The organism is Hymenobacter arcticus (assembly GCF_054779975.1).
In genome coordinates this window covers 21,958-37,949 of record NZ_BAAGXF010000019.1, presented here as the reverse complement: position 1 = coordinate 37,949, position 15,992 = coordinate 21,958, and the positions used below count along the sequence as shown (strand labels likewise).

Below are 15,992 nucleotides of genomic sequence, written 5' to 3'. Positions count from 1 at the left end.
TCAGCTAGTCGGGGTTTTTCGTTTCTTTGCCCGAAGTATCGCCCAACTCAGTGTTATGGTAAATGATTCTTCTGCAATAAAGCAAATAGTAAATTCACAAGATATTTACTTGCACTTCGGATACTGGCCAGATTTCCATGATGCTGAAGTAGTACAGGTTTCTTTTGATTCCCATGCCACTGGACGTTACTCAGTCACATTTTTACTAAAGACAGCCGAGTTTACCAACGAGCTAGATGAGCATGGTCACTATGCACTTTTTAGACCTTGCAATATCAAGCTTCAGTTTACTGGAATTCATGAAGTATCATTTACTGATTTCTACTTTCAGAATGTACTTCTAGAACTGAAGTGGGAGCAGCAGAATAGTCTCATAAAGTGTGTTTTCATCCCTAGCCAAGGTATGAGTGCTACTATTATAGCAGATGAGGCTATAATTCTTAGTATAACCGATGTGCTTTAAGATTTAAATAATCCATGCAACCATCCCAACCCCAAAACCCCGACCCGAACGCGCTCAACATCGAGCTAAGCGAAGAGATTGCTGAAGGTGAATATGCCAACCTCGCTCTCATCGCTCATAGCACGAGCGAGTTTGTAGTAGACTTTATTCGCATGATGCCCGGTATTCCTAAAGCCAAAGTGAAGTCGCGCATCATTCTTACGCCCGAGCACGCCAAGCGCCTGCTGTCGGCTTTGGAGGAGAATATCCAGCGCTTCGAGCAGAGCTACGGCCCCATCAAGTTGCATCAGGAAACGCCGACCTACCCGATGAACTTTGGGGGCGCGGTAGGGGAGGCGTAATTCGTTTATCTCCTGACCGGCCAACATCGGAAGATTAACTTTTTCAGCAAGTTTGCTATTGCCAAACTATTTTCTTACCTTTGCAGGCCTGAAAATTTGGGAGCAAACGGCTCTCGTTCAACCAATCGCTAAATGCCAACCATCAACCAACTAGTACGGAAAGGTCGGGAAGCTTTGACTACCAAGTCAAAGTCGCCTGCTCTTGATTCGTGCCCGCAGCGTCGGGGCGTATGCACTCGCGTGTATACCACCACGCCTAAGAAGCCGAACTCGGCTATGCGCAAAGTGGCCCGTGTGCGCCTTACCAACGGTAAGGAAGTAAACGCATACATCCCCGGTGAAGGCCACAACCTCCAGGAGCACAGCATTGTGCTCATTCGCGGAGGCCGGGTAAAAGACTTGCCAGGTGTTCGTTACCACATCATTCGTGGTGCGCTCGATACGGCAGGCGTAAGTGGCCGCTTGCAGCGTCGCTCGAAATACGGCGCGAAGCGTCCGAAGCCGGGCCAACCCGCAGCAGCAGCCGGTAAAGGTGGCAAAGGCGCTCCCGCCAAGAAGAAGTAATTTATTAGTTGTCAGTTGCTGGCTAGCTATCCGTCGAGTTGTTAAGCAACTTAACGCACAGCTAGCCAGCAGCTAACAACTGACAACTATATAAACCATGCGCAAGTCAAAACCCAAAAAGCGTATCCTCCTGCCGGACCCCAAGTTCAAGGAGACGCTCGTAACCCGCTTCGTCAACTACATGATGTATGACGGGAAGAAAAACCTGGCCTACACCATTTTCTATGATGCCGTAGAGCAGGTGGAAACCCGCACCAAGGAAAGCGGCCTCGAAATGTGGCGCAAAGCGTTGAACAACGTAATGCCGACCGTAGAGGTAAAAAGCCGCCGCGTAGGTGGTGCTACCTTCCAGGTGCCGATTGAAGTGCGCGCCGACCGCCGCATTGCTGTTGGTTCGAAGTGGCTGATTCAGTACGCTCGTCGCCGTGGTGAGAAAACCATGAAAGACAAGCTGGCTGGTGAAATCATCGCTGCTGCCAAAGGTGAAGGTGCTGCCGTTAAGAAAAAGGACGACACCCACCGCATGGCCGAAGCCAACAAGGCTTTCTCGCACTTCCGTTTCTAATACATCGGGCGTTTAGCGGGTTGATGAGTTTAGATTGAATGTTTAGCCAGTTTTGGTTGTCTTCACCTCTAGACTCATCAACCCGCTAACGCGCTAATTAACCCACCGTAATGGCAGTCAACAAAGAGCTACAATACCTGCGCAATATTGGCATCATGGCCCACATTGACGCGGGCAAGACGACCACTTCGGAGCGCATTCTGTACTACACCGGCAAAACCCACAAAATCGGGGAGGTGCACGACGGAGCTGCTACGATGGACTGGATGGAGCAGGAGCAGGAGCGTGGTATCACCATCACCTCGGCCGCTACGACTACTTTCTGGAACTACCCCACTGACGCGCAAGGCAACTCGATTCCCGACACGCACCAGTACAAAATTAACCTCATTGATACCCCCGGTCACGTTGACTTCACGGTAGAAGTGGAGCGCTCGCTGCGCGTGTTGGACGGTGCCGTGGCCCTGTTCTGCGCCGTATCGGGTGTAGAGCCGCAGTCGGAAACCGTGTGGCGTCAGGCTGACAAGTACAGCGTTCCCCGCATTTGCTTCGTCAACAAGATGGACCGTGCCGGCGCTGACTTCTTCAAGGCTGTTGCCGAAATCAAAGACAAGCTCGGCGCTAACCCCGTACCGTTGCAAATCCCGATTGGCGCGGAAGACACGTTCAAAGGTGTAGTTGACCTCCTCACTGGCAAAGCCATTGTGTGGGACGATGCTACCGAAGGCAAATCGTACAACGAAGTGCCGGTTCCCGAAGACCTCGTGGATACGGTAGCCGAGTGGCGCGAGAAGCTTATTGAGAGCGTTGCTGAGTATGATGATACCTTGATGGAGAAGTTCTTCGAGGACCCGGAAAGCATTACTCGCGAAGAAATGATGGTCGTTATCCGCAAAGCGGTAATTGACATGAAATTCTCGCCCGTACTGTGTGGTTCGGCTTTCAAAAACAAGGGTGTACAGACGATGTTGGACGCCGTAATGGCTTACCTGCCATCGCCTCTCGACATGCCGGCTATCTTGGGTACTAATCCCGATACCGGTGCTGAAGTAGAGCGTCACCCAGATAACACGGAGCCTTTTACTGCTCTGGCGTTCAAGATTGCTACCGACCCGTACGTAGGCCGTCTGTGCTTCTTCCGTTGTTACAGTGGTGTGCTGAACGGTGGTTCGTATGTGCTGAATAACCGCACCGGCAAGAAGGAGCGTATCTCGCGCCTCATGCAGATGCACTCTAACAAGCAAAACCAAATCGACAGCATTCAGGCTGGTGATATTGCAGCTGGTGTTGGTTTCAAAGACATCAAAACGGGTGACACGCTCACCGACGAGAAGAATCCCTTGGTTCTCGAGTCAATGTCGTTCCCTGAGCCGGTAATTGGCTACGCTATCGAGCCGAAGACGCAGGCTGACGTTGACAAAATGGGTATGGCTATCGCCAAGCTCATCGAGGAAGACCCAACACTTCGTGTGAATACCGACGAAGAGACTGGACAGACCGTACTGCGCGGTATGGGTGAACTCCACTTGGAAATCATCATCGACCGGATGCGTCGTGAATTCAAAGTTGAAATCAACCAGGGTGCCCCGCAGGTAGCCTACAAGGAGATTTTGACCAAGAAAGTCGACCACCGCGAGACGTACAAGAAGCAGACGGGTGGCCGTGGTAAATTCGGCGACATCGTATTCGAACTCGGCCCGAAAGAGACCGAGCCCGAAAAGCCTGGCTTCGAGTTCGACAACGCCATCGTAGGTGGTGTTATCCCCCGCGAATTCATCCAGCCCATCCAGAAGGGCTTCGAAGAAGCAATGCGTCAGGGTCCCCTGGCTGGCTTCCCCATTGAAGGCATGAAGGTGCGTCTGTACCACGGCTCTTTCCACGACGTTGACTCGGACGCCCTATCGTTCGAACTCGCCGCCCGTGGTGGTTTCCGCGAAGCAGCCCGCAAGGCTGGTCCGAAACTGCTTGAGCCCATCATGAACGTAGAGGTAGTTTGCCCCGATGAGTACACCGGTCCGGTAACGGGTGACCTGAACCGCCGCCGTGGCCTGATGAAGGGTATGGATACCAAGGGCGGTGCTCAGATTATCAAAGCCGATGTACCCCTGTCGGAGTTGTTCGGTTACGTAACCGACCTGCGCACGTTGTCGTCGGGCCGTGCCTCGGCTTCGCTGACTTTCTCGCACTACGAAGTAGTACCGCAAAACATGGCAGATGCCATCATCGCCAAAATCAAAGGCGGTAAATAGTTTCTTTAGCTTGTCATCCCTGAGGTAATCGGCCTCTCCCAACAATGAATCAGAAAATCAGAATCAAGCTGAAAAGCTACGACCACAACTTGGTCGACAAATCTGCCGAGAAAATCGTGAAAGCGGTTAAAGCGACCGGCGCTATCGTAAGCGGTCCGATTCCGTTGCCCACGGAAAAGGAAAAGTACACCGTACTGCGCTCGCCCCACGTGAACAAGAAGAGCCGGGAGCAATTCCAACTCTGCACGTACAAGCGCTTGGTTGACATCTTCTCGACCAGCAGCAAGACGGTAGACGCGCTGATGAAGCTGGAACTGCCCAGCGGCGTTGACGTTGAAATCAAAGTCTGAGCTTGAGATTTGAGTATTAAAAAGGCCCCGTTAGCAATTGCTGACGGGGCCTTTTTAACGTTTAAATGATAAGCTATTTCTGCTGATGCAAACCATAAGGTGTGAAGGCTAATCTATCGCGCACTACCTGCTCATATAGCGCTTTGTTGGCTTCAGGACGGGGTAAAAGCTTGTGATGACAGTGATAAACGACGGCGATATTAAGCACAGGAATTATCTGCACGCTATTGAGCCGCAAGCGAAACTCTATATCAGAATCTTCTCCAAAAGTAGGAGCGGTGTAACGCTCGTCGAAGCCATTGATGGCTTCTAAATCGTCTTTCATTACTGAAAAATTGGCACCCAATAGGCCACGCTCCTTTCGATTAAAGTAACTTCTTAATAACGGGGTAGTTACGTAAAAGCCATTCATGAAGTGGAACGTTTGTCGAGCTAAGAAGCCAGCCAGTTGCCCTAACATGGTCAATGGGCTCTGAAGCACGCCTTGGCGCACGCGCGCGGGTGTGAGTTGGTGAGTGAGTCGTTGAGAGAGGTCGATGCGCCGGCCAGCTAAGCAGCGGCCAAGACCCCCGAGCGCCAAATGCTCGGCTACAAAAGCGGGATGCGGAATACAGTCGCCATCCAAAAAAATAAGCTGAGCTCCCTTGGCCGACCTTATGGAAACATTCAGAATACGATTTTTTAGAAAGCCCGTATCGGGGTGCCAGTTATGCGAAATACGAAGCGGTGAAGCAGCCCGTAAAGCCGTTAGTTCCGTAACGAAGGCTTCATGAGAGCCATCATCGGAGATGATTACCTCGAAATCCGGTTCTGTCTGGGTTTCTAGGCCGGCTATTACCAGCTTCAAAAAATCGACCCGGTTATAAACGGAAATGATGATAGAGGCTTTCGGGCGGGGCATAGGCAAAAGTAACTCGTGCTACTTGTTATAGCGGGCGCAGGAATTAGCCAGTTGCGGATTCGCCCATAGGGGTGCGGTTGGTGTACCCGGGTAAGGCTGCTACCAAGTGTTACCTTTGATTTACACTTGGCAAAGCCGTATTTGATAAAATACGCCGCAAGAAGTGCTGGGGTCTGTGGTGCCGCTCAGCAATAGTAGTTATAGCATGAGCAGTTTGTTTTCTGAGGCTAGAACGCGGCAGTTGAGCGTTTTCTGGAGTACGGTTATTATTGTAGGACTATTTGTTACCCGCTGGATATTAGTATTGCCGAGTATTGGCATGGCTGGTCTATTTGTAACCAGCGTTGGCTACGCTCTTGCAAACCGGCAAATTGCCCAACGGGCATATACCCCTGCTTTTTTGAGCCTGACGCTGGTGTACTGGGTGCATTTCTTTATTGGTTTATGGCATAACAATGTATATAATAGAGAGTTACAAAAGGACTTGGTGCTTCAGTTACCCTTTTTGCTGTTGCCCCTATCGTTCCTATTGCTTCCGACGTGGCGAATAGCACACAAGCGGATAGTTTGGGCCGTGGTAATCAGTTGTTGCCTGGTTTCGGCAACAGCGGCTACTATTAACTACTCTCTGCACGCTCAGGAAATTGTCGGGGCCTATGACCGTTCTCAGGTGATGCCAACGGAGCCCGACCACGTACGTTTTAGTATAATTATTAGTATAGGAATATTGTCTGGATGCGTTTTGCTTCTGAGTGGCGCGCTAGCTACCAAATGGCGCATTGCTATTGGGCTTGGCGCAGGACTACTCTTCCTTTTTCAGCATTTGTTGGCAGTACGTAGCGGATTACTTAGTCTCTACGTTGGGGGAACTTTGCTGCTGGTCGTGGTAGGCTGGCAACTCAAGCGTTGGAAAACGGCCGCAGTAAGCGTGGTGCTGGTATTGGCAATAGGGCTGGCCTGTTTGTGGTTGCTTCCTACGCTCCAGCTTAGAATTCATAATACGTGGTATGATACCACGCAGAGAGCGGCAGTCAGTTCGGCTAACAATTTTTCTGTTACAGCGCGCTTATACTCTTATGAGGTAGCTGAAGCTATTATTCAGCAGCATCTACTTCTAGGAGTAGGCAAAGCGCAACTGAAACAGGAAATGGCTCAGCAGTACAGCTACCGTTATCCCGAAATAAGCCCCGATAACTACTTATTACCTCACAATCAGTTAGTTTACAACTTAGCTGCCTACGGTGTAATTGGTCTGGTTATATTTTTATGTGGGTTCTATTATCCACTTTGGGTAGGTATTCGGCAGCACAATCTGCTCGTGTTGGTCATTTATGCCATTATTACCATCTCGTTCCTCACTGAATACACGCTGGAGAATAACCTAGGGGTAATCATTGGCCTGTTCTTCCCGTTGCTTGCCCTTGCACCGGTGGCAGTTGAAAAACTATTGGCCACAGCGCTGCCACAACTAGCAGCTAGTGACCAAAACGGCGTAACAACGGAGTAATTGAAAAGCTAACAGCTTGACCTGAAATTATTTTCCTTCTCAGTTTGGTTTTTCCCAAAGAAAATCCCTACCTTTGCACTCCCTTAGCGAAAAGGCCACTCGGGCCTTTTCTTTTTGTGTCATTTAATATCCACTAGAATGCCTGGCATCATCGGTAAAAAAATCGGTATGACAAGCCTCTTCACTCCGGACGGGAAAAACATTCCCTGCACGCTCATCGAAGCGGGTCCGTGCGTAGTGACGCAGGTTAAAACTGTCGAAAACGACGGCTATAACGCTGTTCAGCTCGCTTACGGCGAGAAGAAGGCCAAACGTACCACTAAGGCCCTGGCTGGCCACTTCGCCAAAGCCAGCACCACCCCCAAGAAACGCCTCGTTGAGTTTCGCACCGACGACATCGCCACTTTCACGCTGGGCAGCACGGTTGAAACCACGCTGTTCGAAGAAGGTGAGTTCGTTGACGTAGTAGGTACCTCGAAAGGTAAAGGTTTCCAGGGTGTTGTAAAACGCTACAACTTCCAAGGCGTGGGTGGTCAAACCCACGGTCAGCACAATCGTCTGCGTCACCCCGGTTCTATCGGTGCGTGCTCGTGGCCTTCGCGCGTATTCAAAGGAATGCGCATGGGTGGCCGCATGGGTACCGACCGCGTCAAGATTCAGAATCTGAAGGTGATGCGTATTGTCGCTGACAAGAACCTGATTCTGGTAAGCGGCTCAGTGCCCGGTGCCAAGAATGGCTACGTGTTCCTAGAGAAATAACCTGCTAAGCTTACTAGAGATGGAACTGTCCGTATTCAATAGCAAAGGCGAAGACACCGGCCGCAAGGTTACGCTGTCCGACGCCGTGTTTGGCCACGAGCCAAACGAGCACGTCATGTACCTCGACGTGAAGCAGTACTTGGCCAACCAGCGCCAGGGTACGCACAAATCGAAGGAGCGTGCCGAAATCTCGCGCACCACCAAGAAACTGAAGAAGCAGAAAGGCACCGGTGGTGCTCGTGCTGGTTCGATGAAGTCGGGTGTGTTCGTAGGTGGTGGCCGCATGTTCGGTCCACGTCCGCGTGACTACAGCTTCAAGTTGAACAAGAAAACCAAGCGCGTTGCGCGCCTGTCGGCCCTTTCAGTGCTGGCTCGTGATGGCAAAGTGGCTTTGGTTGAAAACTTGACGTTCAGCGCTCCCCGCACGAAGGACTTCGTGGCCGTTTTAGATGGCCTGAAGCTCAACAACGGTCGCAAGACCTTGTACGTGGCCGGCGAAGCTGCTGACAAAAACCTGCTCCTCAGCGCCCGCAACGTGCAGAAAGTGAAGATTTCGACTGCCGTAGGCCTCAATACCCACGACCTGTTGAACACCGACACCCTGCTCATCAGCGAGGACGGCCTGCGTTCGCTGGAGCAATTGTACACCTCTAACTCCGCCGAATAATGAGCACGCTGAAACGCCCCATTATCACCGAGAAGGCTACTAGCCTCACCGAAACCGGCCGCTACGTATTCGAAGTGGAACGCACGGCTAACAAGGTGCAGATTAAGAAAGACATCGAGCAGCTTTATGGCGTCACCGTGACCGGCATCAATACGATGCGCACGATTGGCAAAATCAAATCGAAGGCTACCAAAGGTGGCCAGGTTTCGGGTCGTCGCGCCCACGGCAAAAAAGCCGTTGTGACCCTGAAGGACGGTGATATCATCGATTTCTACGGCAATATTTAATTGCCTTCGCCGCAAAAGCCCAACTAGCTAGTAATGGCACTTAAAAAACTCAGACCAACCACGCCAGGCCAACGCTTCCGCGTGGCCCCGGCCTTCGACGAGCTAACGACGTCGACGCCGGAGAAGTCGTTGCTGACCTCGCTCAAAAAGAGCGGCGGTCGTAACTCTTCGGGTAAAATGTCGAACCGCTACATCGGCGGTGGACATAAGACCCAGTATCGTATCGTAGACTTCAAGCGTGACAAAGCCGGTGTTCCGGCCACGGTGAAGACTATCGAGTACGACCCTAACCGTACCGCTCGTATTGCTTTGCTGCACTACGCCGACGGCGAGAAGCGCTACATCATTGCCCCTGCTGGCCTGAATGTAGATACCGTTATCGTATCGGGCCCTGGTGTAGCTCCCGAAGTTGGCAATGCCTTGCCACTCCGCGAGATGCCCCTTGGTACTATCGTGCACAACATCGAATTGCAGCCCGGTCAGGGTGCCGCTATCGCTCGCTCGGCTGGCACCTATGCCCAGCTCGTAGCTCGCGAGGAGCGTTACGCTACTCTCAAGTTGCCTTCCGGCGAGATGCGCATGGTACTCGTTACCTGCACCGCTACGGTTGGTACGGTATCGAACGGTGACCATATGAACGTTGTGATGGGCAAAGCCGGTCGCAACCGTTGGGCTGGTCGTCGTCCCCGCGTTCGTGGTGTAGCTATGAACCCTGTTGACCACCCAATGGGTGGTGGTGAAGGTAAATCGTCGGGTGGTCACCCACGTAGCCGCAACGGTATCTTCGCTAAGGGTCAGAAGACCCGCAACAAGAACAAGTATTCTGAGAACCTGATTGTCAGCCGCAAAGGCAAGAAGTAATATATGGCACGTTCACTCAAAAAAGGGCCGTACATTGACTTCCGGCTCGAGAAAAAGGTAGAAGCGCTGGAAAGCGCTGGCAAAAAATCGGTGGTAAAGACCTGGTCGCGCCGCTCGATGATTTCGCCTGACTTCGTGGGTCACACCTTCGCAGTCCACAACGGGAACAAGTTCATCCCGGTCTATGTAACTGAAAACATGGTCGGCCACAAGCTCGGCGAGTTTGCGCCCACGCGCAACTTCCGTGGTCACGTCGCCAAAAAAGATAAAGGCAAGCGTTAAGATGGAAGCAGTAGCCAAACTCCGTAACGTGCCTACCTCGCCGCGCAAAATGCGCTTGGTAGCCAATCTGGTTCGCGGTAAGCGCGTAACCCAGGCCCTCGGTCTGCTCCGCTTCGAAGCCAACTCGGGTGCCGAGAAGGTAGAGAAGTTGCTCTTGTCGGCCTTGGCCAACTGGCAGCAGAAGAATCCCGAGGAGCGCATTGAAGATGCCAACCTTTGCGTAACCGAGATTTCGGTAGACGAAGGACGTCAGTTGAAGCGTTTGCGCCCCGCCCCCCAGGGCCGTGGTCACCGCATCCGCAAGCGCTCGAACCACATCACGCTGACGGTTGGTCCGCAGCGTGAGTCGCACATGTCGAAGAAAGAGCTGAACGCTCTGACTCGCCTTGCAGCTGCTACCCCCACTGAAACCCCCGCCAACGCTTAATTTATCATGGGACAGAAAGTAAATCCCGTTGGTTTCCGACTCGGCGTTATTAAAGGCTGGGACTCAAACTGGTACGGCGGCAAGGATTTTGCCGACAAACTCGTTGAAGACGAGAAAATTCGCAAGTACATCAACGCCCGCATCCAAAAGGGCGGTATCTCGCGCATCGTTATCGAGCGCACCCTGAAGCGGATTACCATCACCATCAACACGGCTCGTCCGGGTGTGGTAATCGGTAAAGGCGGCCAGGAAGTTGATAAGATTAAGGACGAACTCAAGGAAATTACCAAGAAGGACGTTCAAATAAACATCTTCGAGATTAAGCGCCCCGAGCTGGACGCTCGCCTGGTAGGCGAGAGCATCGCTCAGCAATTGGCCGCTCGTATCTCATTCCGTCGCGCCATGAAGATGTCTATCCAGGCTGCTATGCGGGCTGGTGCTGAAGGCATCAAAATCCAGTGCGGTGGCCGCCTTGGCGGTGCCGAGATTGCTCGCTCGGAGCAGTACAAAGAAGGTCGTACCCCGCTGCACACGCTGCGCGCCGATATCGACTATGCTCTGTCGGAAGCCCAAACGGTGTATGGTAAAATCGGCATCAAAGTGTGGGTAATGCGCGGTGAGGTGTTCGGCAAGCCCGACCTCTCGCCCAACCAAGTGCCTGCTGGTCAGCAGGGTGGTGATGACCGTGGTGGCCGTGGCGGCGACCGTGGCCCGCGCCGCGATGGTGACCGCAACGACCGTGGTCCGCGTCGCGATGGCGACCGTGGCCCGCGTCGTGATGGCGCTGCTGGTGGCGGCCAAGGCGGCCCCCGTGGTGGCCAAGGCGGCCAGGGTGGCGGTGCTCCCCGTGGTGGTCAAGGTGGTGGCCCCGCTGGCGGTGGCAACCGCGGCGGCCAGGGTGGCGGTCCCCGTCGCTAGGTTATAGTGAACTAGTCTGAGCCGTATCCTGAATCTTTTCGTTCAGGGTACGGTTCACTGCTAATATTTTTCAAGTTTTCTTTTTTTACTCAAATGTTACAACCGAAAAGGACCAAGTATCGCAAGATGCAAAAGGGTCGCGTAACAGGCCTAGCCTACCGCGGCAGCTCCATAGACTTCGGTTCGTTCGCGCTTAAGTCACTGGAAATCTCTTGGATTACGGCTCGCCAGATTGAGGCTGCCCGTATTGCAATGACCCGTGCCATGAAACGCGAAGGGCAAGTATGGATTCGCATTTTCCCAGATAAACCAATTACCAAGAAGCCTGCTGAAGTGCGGATGGGTAAGGGTAAAGGTTCGCCCGAGTATTGGGTAGCCTGCGTGAAGCCTGGCCAAATTATGTTTGAATCGGATGGCGTGAGCCTCGAAACCGCAAAAGAGTCGCTGCGTCTGGCTGCTCAAAAGCTGCCGGTTCGTACCTCTTTTGTAGTTCGTCGTGACTACGTAGATAACGTTGCTTAATCCGATGAAAAACGAAGAAATTCGCGCCCTGTCGGTCGACGACCTGCGCACCCAGCTGAAAACTGAGCAAACCAACGGCCAGCAGATGCGCTTTGCGCACGCTATCAGCCCGCTCGAAAACCCCGGTCGCTTGAAGGCCAACCGCAAAACCGTTGCTCGCCTGCAAACGGAAGTTTCGCGTCGGAATAATGAGCAGGCCTCTAACAAAGCCTAGTAATGGAACCGACTCAAGAAAACCTGTTGCCGGCTCACGACAATGCTTCGGACCGCAACATGCGGAAAGAAATCGTGGGCAAGGTGACCAGCAGCAAGATGGATAAGTCCATCACGGTAGCGGTAGTTGCCAAACACCAGCACCCGATTTACGGCAAGTTCGTGAGCAAGACCACCAAGTTCCACGCCCACGACGAGAAAAACGAGTGCGGCGAAGGTGACCTGGTGCGCATCATGAGCACCCGCCCCCTGAGCAAGACTAAGCGCTGGCGCTTAGTTGAAATTGTTGAACGTGCTAAATAATCCTGAACGATGATACAGCAAGAATCCCGCCTCACGGTGGCCGACAATAGCGGCGCCAAGGAAGTGCTCTGCATCCGCGTACTGGGTGGCACGGGCAAGAAGTACGCTACGGTTGGTGATAAAATCGTGGTAGCTATCAAGTCGGCTATTCCCTCGGGCAATGCCAAGAAAGGTACTGTTAGCAAAGCTGTTATCGTGCGCGTGAAGAAAGAAATCCGTCGTAAAGATGGTTCTTACATCCGCTTCGACGACAACGCTGCCGTATTGCTCAATAACAACGACGAGCCCCGCGGCACGCGTATTTTCGGGCCGGTGGCCCGCGAATTGCGCGAGAAGCAGTTCATGAAAATCGTATCGCTGGCCCCTGAAGTAATCTAACCAATGGCAACCAAAGCAAAAGCCCCGGCCGTGCACCTGCACGTGAAAACCGGCGACCTCGTGAAAGTTATTGCTGGCGACGAGCGCACCAAGACCGGCATTATCAAATCGGTAAATCGCTCTACGCAGCGCGTTATCGTTGAAGGCCTCAACCTGGTAACGAAGCATAATAAGCCGAGTGCCAAGAACCCCCAGGGTGGCATTACCAAAATCGAGAGCCCGATGCACGTATCCAACGTGAAGAAGGTTGATTCGGCCAACTCTTAATTCGTTACGATAATGGCTCGACTTAAAGATAAATATCAGAAAGAAGTAGTACCCGCGCTCCAGGAGAAATTCCAGTTTAAGAGCATCATGCAGGTACCGCGCATCACCAAAATCTGCATCAACCGGGGCATCGGTGCCGCTGTTGCTGACAAGAAATTGGTTGACAATGGGGTAGAGGAGTTGACGACCATCACTGGTCAGAAGGCTGTTCCAACCATCGCCAAGCGCTCGGTTTCGAACTTCAAACTCCGGGAGGGTATGCCCATCGGTGCGCGCGTAACGCTGCGCGGCGAGCGGATGTACGAATTCCTGGACCGTCTCCTGACGGTAGCCTTGCCCCGCGTGCGGGACTTCAAAGGCATCAACGATAAGGGCTTCGACGGCCGGGGTAACTATACCCTCGGCGTGAAGGAGCAGATTATCTTCCCCGAGATTTCGATTGATAAAATCAAAGGCATCTCCGGTATGGATATCACCTTCGTAACGACGGCCGAAAATGACGAGCAGAGCTACGAGCTGCTCCGCGCTTTCGGTATGCCCTTCGCTAACGCTAAAAAGGAAGCTGAATAATGGCTAAAGAATCCATCAAAGCCCGGGCCCGCAAGCGCATTGCCCTGGTAGCCCGCTACGCCGAGAAGCGTAAGGCACTGAAAGCAGCAGGCGATTACCTTGGCCTCGACAAGCTGCCCCGCAACTCGTCGCCCGTGCGCCTGCACAACCGCGACATGATTGACGGCCGCCCCCGTGGCTACATGCGCAAGTTTGGCATCAGCCGCGTTCGCTTCCGCGAAATGGCGCTGGCTGGTAAGATTCCCGGCGTGACGAAGTCGAGCTGGTAGTATTACTGCTTCGTAAGTTTGATTCCCAAGTTGAAGTTCGCAAGGACTTTGGCTTGGGAATTTTGCTTTCATTATTGTGGTAACAACAGTTCTTATTTGAAAACATGAAAGTATTTGCTGTTTTTCTGTTGCTCACTTCGTGCTTCATTTATAGTGCGTGCAAGGAACATAATCCGCCTGATACCAAGTGCAAAATCATTGGGCTGTGGGAAAGAACCAAAAAGCCGAAAGGAGTGATTGTGATTGGTGAAACAGGAGGGCCTCATTCTACTCTATGCCTTTATGATAGCTTAGCTTTCACTAATTATTTTGTTGAGTTAAACTAGACGAATGACACTTTGAGGATGCGCCACGGTTGTTTAGTCTATTATCTCCCTCTCGTTTATCATACCCAAGGGGATAGCATTAGGTTAGGATGGTTAGGAAGTCTTGTTAGGAGGAAATAAAATTGAGCTAAAAAGCTTGGTAATTTTAAGTGCGCCGGCCGCTACGGGCGGCGGGTGGGCCGATAGTTACCTTGCAGCATGAAAGCCAAATACCTCGACCCGTTCACCGACTTCGGCTTCAAGAGGATATTTGGGTAGGAAGCGAGCAAGCCGCTACTATGCGACTTCCTGAACGCGCTGTTGCTGCCAGCAGCGTAGATTTGGGAGTTGGTTTTTCAGCGAGGGTAACGTTTCGGAGAAATAGCCGCAGCCCCAAACCGCGCTGGCTGCTGCGAGGGGCTTACGTTTCACAAAATAATAAGCTCAACCAAGTAATTCGCGATTCGTAAAAACCTAGCACACTTATCTGCCACGTGATGAAAGTGCTCTTTTTGACTTTGCTACCAGCCGGCTTACTTATTGGAAATCCATTTTCTGCCCTTGCTCAAAAATCACCAAGCATTGGGAGTAATGTGCAGCAAGCCGCTAATATGGCTGATGCTAACATTGCTAAATCGCATTTGCCTATTGGCAATGTAGCTCCGCCGAAGACCGCTGCTGCCACTCTCGTTCGTAGCTATGCCTATGTGCCAACCGAGGCGTTGCGCCAGGAAACTGTGCGGCGGGCCGTAGCAAATGCGCAGGATACCCAGTCACTTGGCGGCCGTGATATTGCCGAATATGTTGGCCCCAATCACCGTAGTTACCAGCCTTACTACGATACTGCTCGGCGCGCTACTGGATTGCCTGACAATGATGCCGCCGCCGCGATGGCAGTGTATATGCTGACTGGCTATTCGATAATCAACAACTACCGCACCGATATGATTATGCCGGCTATGGCGCAGGGCGTGCGCAATCAGCTGCTTCCTTTGTTGGCTAGTAGTCCTCGCTATACTACGCCGGTTCTTATTGCGCAAGCTGGTGAGGACATGAAATTACAGACTGTATTGCTTGTGGCCTCCTGGCAGCAGAGCATCAAGGCAGGCACTAGTGAAGGTTTTCGACGCAATACCGCTACCTACTTCACAAGCCATTTCAATATGGATTTCACCCAGAAGCGACCTAGCAGCCAGGGCTTCGTCAACAAATAGCTTTGCTAGTACTAGCGCTTCATAATCAAATTCTTGGTGTTGTGAGTTCGCTTTAATGGGTATGCTTTCTGGGTAACTAAGTACGACTTTCAAGTAAGGTTGGGAGCAGGCTGGTTGAGGTTAGCAATGCTTTTTAATGGGTATACCACTTGCTTAACTAGTACAGCAAAAACTTTAATGCGGCGGGTTATTGCATAAGTGCCACGCTTACTGCTACCTTTGCACCCCGAAAGAGAATACCCGTGGGCTAGCTCACCCTATTTGGCAGGTTGCCGAAAGAAACCATGGGTTGGCCCTGAAAGCCTAGCCCAGTAGTCTTAACCGAGATTTCGTTGTACGGCAGTAGCTAGTGCGTCGAAATTTTCTTATCTTTGCGGTCCCGTAACAAGGACCTATTTAAACTAAATGAATACTGACCCGATTGCTGATTACCTGACCCGGTTGCGCAACGCTCTCAAGGCGAACCACCGGGTAGTGGAAATCCCGGCCAGCAACATCAAAAAGGAAATCACGAAAGTGCTCTATCACAAGGGCTACATTCAGAGCTACCGTTTTGATGATACTTCGGCCCAAGGTGTGATTAAAATCGCCTTGAAGTACAACCCCACTACGAAAGCTCCCGCTATTACCAAGCTGGACCGTGTGAGCACGCCCGGCCTGCGCCAATACCGCGCGGCCGATAACCTGCCCCGCGTATTGAGTGGTTTGGGCATTGCCATCCTGTCGACCTCGAAAGGGGTAATGACCGAGAAGGAGGCTAAAAACGAGAACGTGGGCGGCGAGGTGCTGTGTTACGTGTACTAACCGCTA

General features: G+C 52.2%; 24 protein-coding genes. 23 read left to right on the top strand and 1 reads right to left on the bottom strand.

Annotated elements, in window-relative coordinates; genetic code table 11:
- Positions 1 to 55 precede the first annotated feature (55 nt).
- The 6 genes from ACYVGC_RS22255 (at position 56) to rpsJ (ending at position 4,532) form a co-directional block, all read left to right on the top strand.
- Complete coding sequence (locus tag ACYVGC_RS22255; RefSeq protein WP_460586049.1) at positions 56 to 463, top strand: Imm50 family immunity protein; 408 nt, start codon at positions 56 to 58, stop codon at positions 461 to 463.
- 14 nt (positions 464 to 477) lie between these two features.
- Positions 478 to 804 carry a DUF3467 domain-containing protein gene (locus tag ACYVGC_RS22250; RefSeq protein ID WP_283562710.1) on the top strand — a complete coding sequence of 109 codons (327 nt, stop codon included), beginning with the start codon at positions 478 to 480 and terminating at the stop codon, positions 802 to 804.
- Positions 805 to 936: 132 nt separating this feature from the next.
- The gene (gene rpsL, locus ACYVGC_RS22245; RefSeq protein ID WP_068340417.1) at positions 937 to 1,368 is read left to right on the top strand and encodes a 30S ribosomal protein S12; all 432 of its coding nucleotides are present in this window, start codon (positions 937 to 939) and stop codon (positions 1,366 to 1,368) included.
- A 97-nt stretch (positions 1,369 to 1,465) separates the two neighbouring features.
- Positions 1,466 to 1,933, top strand: a complete 468-nt coding sequence (rpsG, locus tag ACYVGC_RS22240; protein ID WP_133656894.1) for a 30S ribosomal protein S7 — start codon at positions 1,466 to 1,468, stop codon at positions 1,931 to 1,933.
- Positions 1,934 to 2,043: 110 nt separating this feature from the next.
- Positions 2,044 to 4,182 carry an elongation factor G gene (fusA, locus tag ACYVGC_RS22235; protein WP_460586048.1) on the top strand — a complete coding sequence of 713 codons (2,139 nt, stop codon included), beginning with the start codon at positions 2,044 to 2,046 and terminating at the stop codon, positions 4,180 to 4,182.
- A 44-nt stretch (positions 4,183 to 4,226) separates the two neighbouring features.
- Positions 4,227 to 4,532, top strand: coding sequence for a 30S ribosomal protein S10 (gene rpsJ, locus ACYVGC_RS22230; RefSeq protein ID WP_068340426.1), 306 nt, complete (start codon positions 4,227 to 4,229; stop codon positions 4,530 to 4,532).
- 73 nt (positions 4,533 to 4,605) lie between these two features.
- Here the strand turns inward: rpsJ and ACYVGC_RS22225 are convergent, their stop codons facing one another.
- Positions 4,606 to 5,433 (bottom strand): glycosyltransferase family protein, encoded by an 828-nt coding sequence (locus ACYVGC_RS22225; protein ID WP_460586047.1) that lies wholly within the window; start codon positions 5,431 to 5,433, stop codon positions 4,606 to 4,608.
- A gap of 205 nt (positions 5,434 to 5,638) precedes the next feature.
- On the opposite strand from ACYVGC_RS22225, the gene ACYVGC_RS22220 reads away from it, so the two are divergent.
- From ACYVGC_RS22220 to rpsH, 17 genes are all read left to right on the top strand, one after another.
- Positions 5,639 to 6,940: an O-antigen ligase family protein gene (locus tag ACYVGC_RS22220; RefSeq protein WP_460586046.1), complete on the top strand. Its 1,302-nt coding sequence runs from the start codon at positions 5,639 to 5,641 to the stop codon at positions 6,938 to 6,940.
- Positions 6,941 to 7,078: 138 nt separating this feature from the next.
- Positions 7,079 to 7,699, top strand: a complete 621-nt coding sequence (gene rplC / locus ACYVGC_RS22215; protein ID WP_382311668.1) for a 50S ribosomal protein L3 — start codon at positions 7,079 to 7,081, stop codon at positions 7,697 to 7,699.
- Between the two features lie 19 nt (positions 7,700 to 7,718).
- The gene (rplD, locus tag ACYVGC_RS22210; RefSeq protein WP_460586045.1) at positions 7,719 to 8,366 is read left to right on the top strand and encodes a 50S ribosomal protein L4; all 648 of its coding nucleotides are present in this window, start codon (positions 7,719 to 7,721) and stop codon (positions 8,364 to 8,366) included.
- On the top strand, positions 8,366 to 8,653 hold the full coding sequence (gene rplW / locus ACYVGC_RS22205) for a 50S ribosomal protein L23 (protein WP_068340438.1): 288 nt from the start codon (positions 8,366 to 8,368) through the stop codon (positions 8,651 to 8,653). The genes rplD and rplW overlap by 1 nt, the downstream gene beginning before the upstream one ends.
- 33 nt (positions 8,654 to 8,686) lie before the next feature.
- Positions 8,687 to 9,514 carry a 50S ribosomal protein L2 gene (gene rplB, locus ACYVGC_RS22200; protein WP_133656901.1) on the top strand — a complete coding sequence of 276 codons (828 nt, stop codon included), beginning with the start codon at positions 8,687 to 8,689 and terminating at the stop codon, positions 9,512 to 9,514.
- A gap of 3 nt (positions 9,515 to 9,517) precedes the next feature.
- Positions 9,518 to 9,796, top strand: a complete 279-nt coding sequence (gene rpsS, locus ACYVGC_RS22195) for a 30S ribosomal protein S19 (protein WP_068340444.1) — start codon at positions 9,518 to 9,520, stop codon at positions 9,794 to 9,796.
- 1 nt (position 9,797) lies between these two features.
- The gene (gene rplV / locus ACYVGC_RS22190; RefSeq protein WP_460586044.1) at positions 9,798 to 10,223 is read left to right on the top strand and encodes a large ribosomal subunit protein uL22; all 426 of its coding nucleotides are present in this window, start codon (positions 9,798 to 9,800) and stop codon (positions 10,221 to 10,223) included.
- Between the two features lie 6 nt (positions 10,224 to 10,229).
- Positions 10,230 to 11,141, top strand: a complete 912-nt coding sequence (gene rpsC / locus ACYVGC_RS22185) for a 30S ribosomal protein S3 (RefSeq protein ID WP_382311671.1) — start codon at positions 10,230 to 10,232, stop codon at positions 11,139 to 11,141.
- A 93-nt stretch (positions 11,142 to 11,234) separates the two neighbouring features.
- Positions 11,235 to 11,663 carry a 50S ribosomal protein L16 gene (gene rplP, locus ACYVGC_RS22180; RefSeq protein WP_133656904.1) on the top strand — a complete coding sequence of 143 codons (429 nt, stop codon included), beginning with the start codon at positions 11,235 to 11,237 and terminating at the stop codon, positions 11,661 to 11,663.
- 4 nt (positions 11,664 to 11,667) lie between these two features.
- Entirely contained in the window at positions 11,668 to 11,877 is a 210-nt protein-coding gene (gene rpmC, locus ACYVGC_RS22175; RefSeq protein ID WP_133656905.1) for a 50S ribosomal protein L29, read from the top strand.
- 2 nt (positions 11,878 to 11,879) lie between these two features.
- Positions 11,880 to 12,179, top strand: coding sequence for a 30S ribosomal protein S17 (gene rpsQ / locus ACYVGC_RS22170; protein WP_133656906.1), 300 nt, complete (start codon positions 11,880 to 11,882; stop codon positions 12,177 to 12,179).
- 9 nt (positions 12,180 to 12,188) lie between these two features.
- Positions 12,189 to 12,557 carry a 50S ribosomal protein L14 gene (rplN, locus tag ACYVGC_RS22165; RefSeq protein WP_068340463.1) on the top strand — a complete coding sequence of 123 codons (369 nt, stop codon included), beginning with the start codon at positions 12,189 to 12,191 and terminating at the stop codon, positions 12,555 to 12,557.
- Positions 12,558 to 12,560: 3 nt separating this feature from the next.
- Positions 12,561 to 12,824 (top strand): 50S ribosomal protein L24, encoded by a 264-nt coding sequence (rplX, locus tag ACYVGC_RS22160; RefSeq protein ID WP_283562701.1) that lies wholly within the window; start codon positions 12,561 to 12,563, stop codon positions 12,822 to 12,824.
- Between the two features lie 12 nt (positions 12,825 to 12,836).
- Entirely contained in the window at positions 12,837 to 13,394 is a 558-nt protein-coding gene (gene rplE / locus ACYVGC_RS22155) for a 50S ribosomal protein L5 (RefSeq protein ID WP_133656908.1), read from the top strand.
- Positions 13,394 to 13,663 carry a 30S ribosomal protein S14 gene (rpsN, locus tag ACYVGC_RS22150; protein ID WP_223653680.1) on the top strand — a complete coding sequence of 90 codons (270 nt, stop codon included), beginning with the start codon at positions 13,394 to 13,396 and terminating at the stop codon, positions 13,661 to 13,663. The genes rplE and rpsN overlap by 1 nt, the downstream gene beginning before the upstream one ends.
- 802 nt (positions 13,664 to 14,465) lie before the next feature.
- The gene (locus ACYVGC_RS22145; RefSeq protein WP_460586043.1) at positions 14,466 to 15,182 is read left to right on the top strand and encodes a hypothetical protein; all 717 of its coding nucleotides are present in this window, start codon (positions 14,466 to 14,468) and stop codon (positions 15,180 to 15,182) included.
- Between the two features lie 405 nt (positions 15,183 to 15,587).
- Positions 15,588 to 15,986, top strand: coding sequence for a 30S ribosomal protein S8 (gene rpsH / locus ACYVGC_RS22140; RefSeq protein WP_157564854.1), 399 nt, complete (start codon positions 15,588 to 15,590; stop codon positions 15,984 to 15,986).
- Positions 15,987 to 15,992: the final 6 nt, after the last annotated feature.

Bases quoted from the DNA above. Each gene is read 5' to 3' on its own strand.
- ACYVGC_RS22255 (WP_460586049.1), top strand. From the start codon at position 56: ATGGTAAATGATTCTTCTGCAATAAAGCAAATAGTAAATTCACAAGAT.
- ACYVGC_RS22250 (WP_283562710.1), top strand. From the start codon at position 478: ATGCAACCATCCCAACCCCAAAACCCCGACCCGAACGCGCTCAACATC.
- rpsL (WP_068340417.1), top strand. From the start codon at position 937: ATGCCAACCATCAACCAACTAGTACGGAAAGGTCGGGAAGCTTTGACT.
- rpsG (WP_133656894.1), top strand. From the start codon at position 1,466: ATGCGCAAGTCAAAACCCAAAAAGCGTATCCTCCTGCCGGACCCCAAG.
- fusA (WP_460586048.1), top strand. From the start codon at position 2,044: ATGGCAGTCAACAAAGAGCTACAATACCTGCGCAATATTGGCATCATG.
- rpsJ (WP_068340426.1), top strand. From the start codon at position 4,227: ATGAATCAGAAAATCAGAATCAAGCTGAAAAGCTACGACCACAACTTG.
- ACYVGC_RS22225 (WP_460586047.1), bottom strand. From the start codon at position 5,433: ATGCCCCGCCCGAAAGCCTCTATCATCATTTCCGTTTATAACCGGGTC.
- ACYVGC_RS22220 (WP_460586046.1), top strand. From the start codon at position 5,639: ATGAGCAGTTTGTTTTCTGAGGCTAGAACGCGGCAGTTGAGCGTTTTC.
- rplC (WP_382311668.1), top strand. From the start codon at position 7,079: ATGCCTGGCATCATCGGTAAAAAAATCGGTATGACAAGCCTCTTCACT.
- rplD (WP_460586045.1), top strand. From the start codon at position 7,719: ATGGAACTGTCCGTATTCAATAGCAAAGGCGAAGACACCGGCCGCAAG.
- rplW (WP_068340438.1), top strand. From the start codon at position 8,366: ATGAGCACGCTGAAACGCCCCATTATCACCGAGAAGGCTACTAGCCTC.
- rplB (WP_133656901.1), top strand. From the start codon at position 8,687: ATGGCACTTAAAAAACTCAGACCAACCACGCCAGGCCAACGCTTCCGC.
- rpsS (WP_068340444.1), top strand. From the start codon at position 9,518: ATGGCACGTTCACTCAAAAAAGGGCCGTACATTGACTTCCGGCTCGAG.
- rplV (WP_460586044.1), top strand. From the start codon at position 9,798: ATGGAAGCAGTAGCCAAACTCCGTAACGTGCCTACCTCGCCGCGCAAA.
- rpsC (WP_382311671.1), top strand. From the start codon at position 10,230: ATGGGACAGAAAGTAAATCCCGTTGGTTTCCGACTCGGCGTTATTAAA.
- rplP (WP_133656904.1), top strand. From the start codon at position 11,235: ATGTTACAACCGAAAAGGACCAAGTATCGCAAGATGCAAAAGGGTCGC.
- rpmC (WP_133656905.1), top strand. From the start codon at position 11,668: ATGAAAAACGAAGAAATTCGCGCCCTGTCGGTCGACGACCTGCGCACC.
- rpsQ (WP_133656906.1), top strand. From the start codon at position 11,880: ATGGAACCGACTCAAGAAAACCTGTTGCCGGCTCACGACAATGCTTCG.
- rplN (WP_068340463.1), top strand. From the start codon at position 12,189: ATGATACAGCAAGAATCCCGCCTCACGGTGGCCGACAATAGCGGCGCC.
- rplX (WP_283562701.1), top strand. From the start codon at position 12,561: ATGGCAACCAAAGCAAAAGCCCCGGCCGTGCACCTGCACGTGAAAACC.
- rplE (WP_133656908.1), top strand. From the start codon at position 12,837: ATGGCTCGACTTAAAGATAAATATCAGAAAGAAGTAGTACCCGCGCTC.
- rpsN (WP_223653680.1), top strand. From the start codon at position 13,394: ATGGCTAAAGAATCCATCAAAGCCCGGGCCCGCAAGCGCATTGCCCTG.
- ACYVGC_RS22145 (WP_460586043.1), top strand. From the start codon at position 14,466: ATGAAAGTGCTCTTTTTGACTTTGCTACCAGCCGGCTTACTTATTGGA.
- rpsH (WP_157564854.1), top strand. From the start codon at position 15,588: ATGAATACTGACCCGATTGCTGATTACCTGACCCGGTTGCGCAACGCT.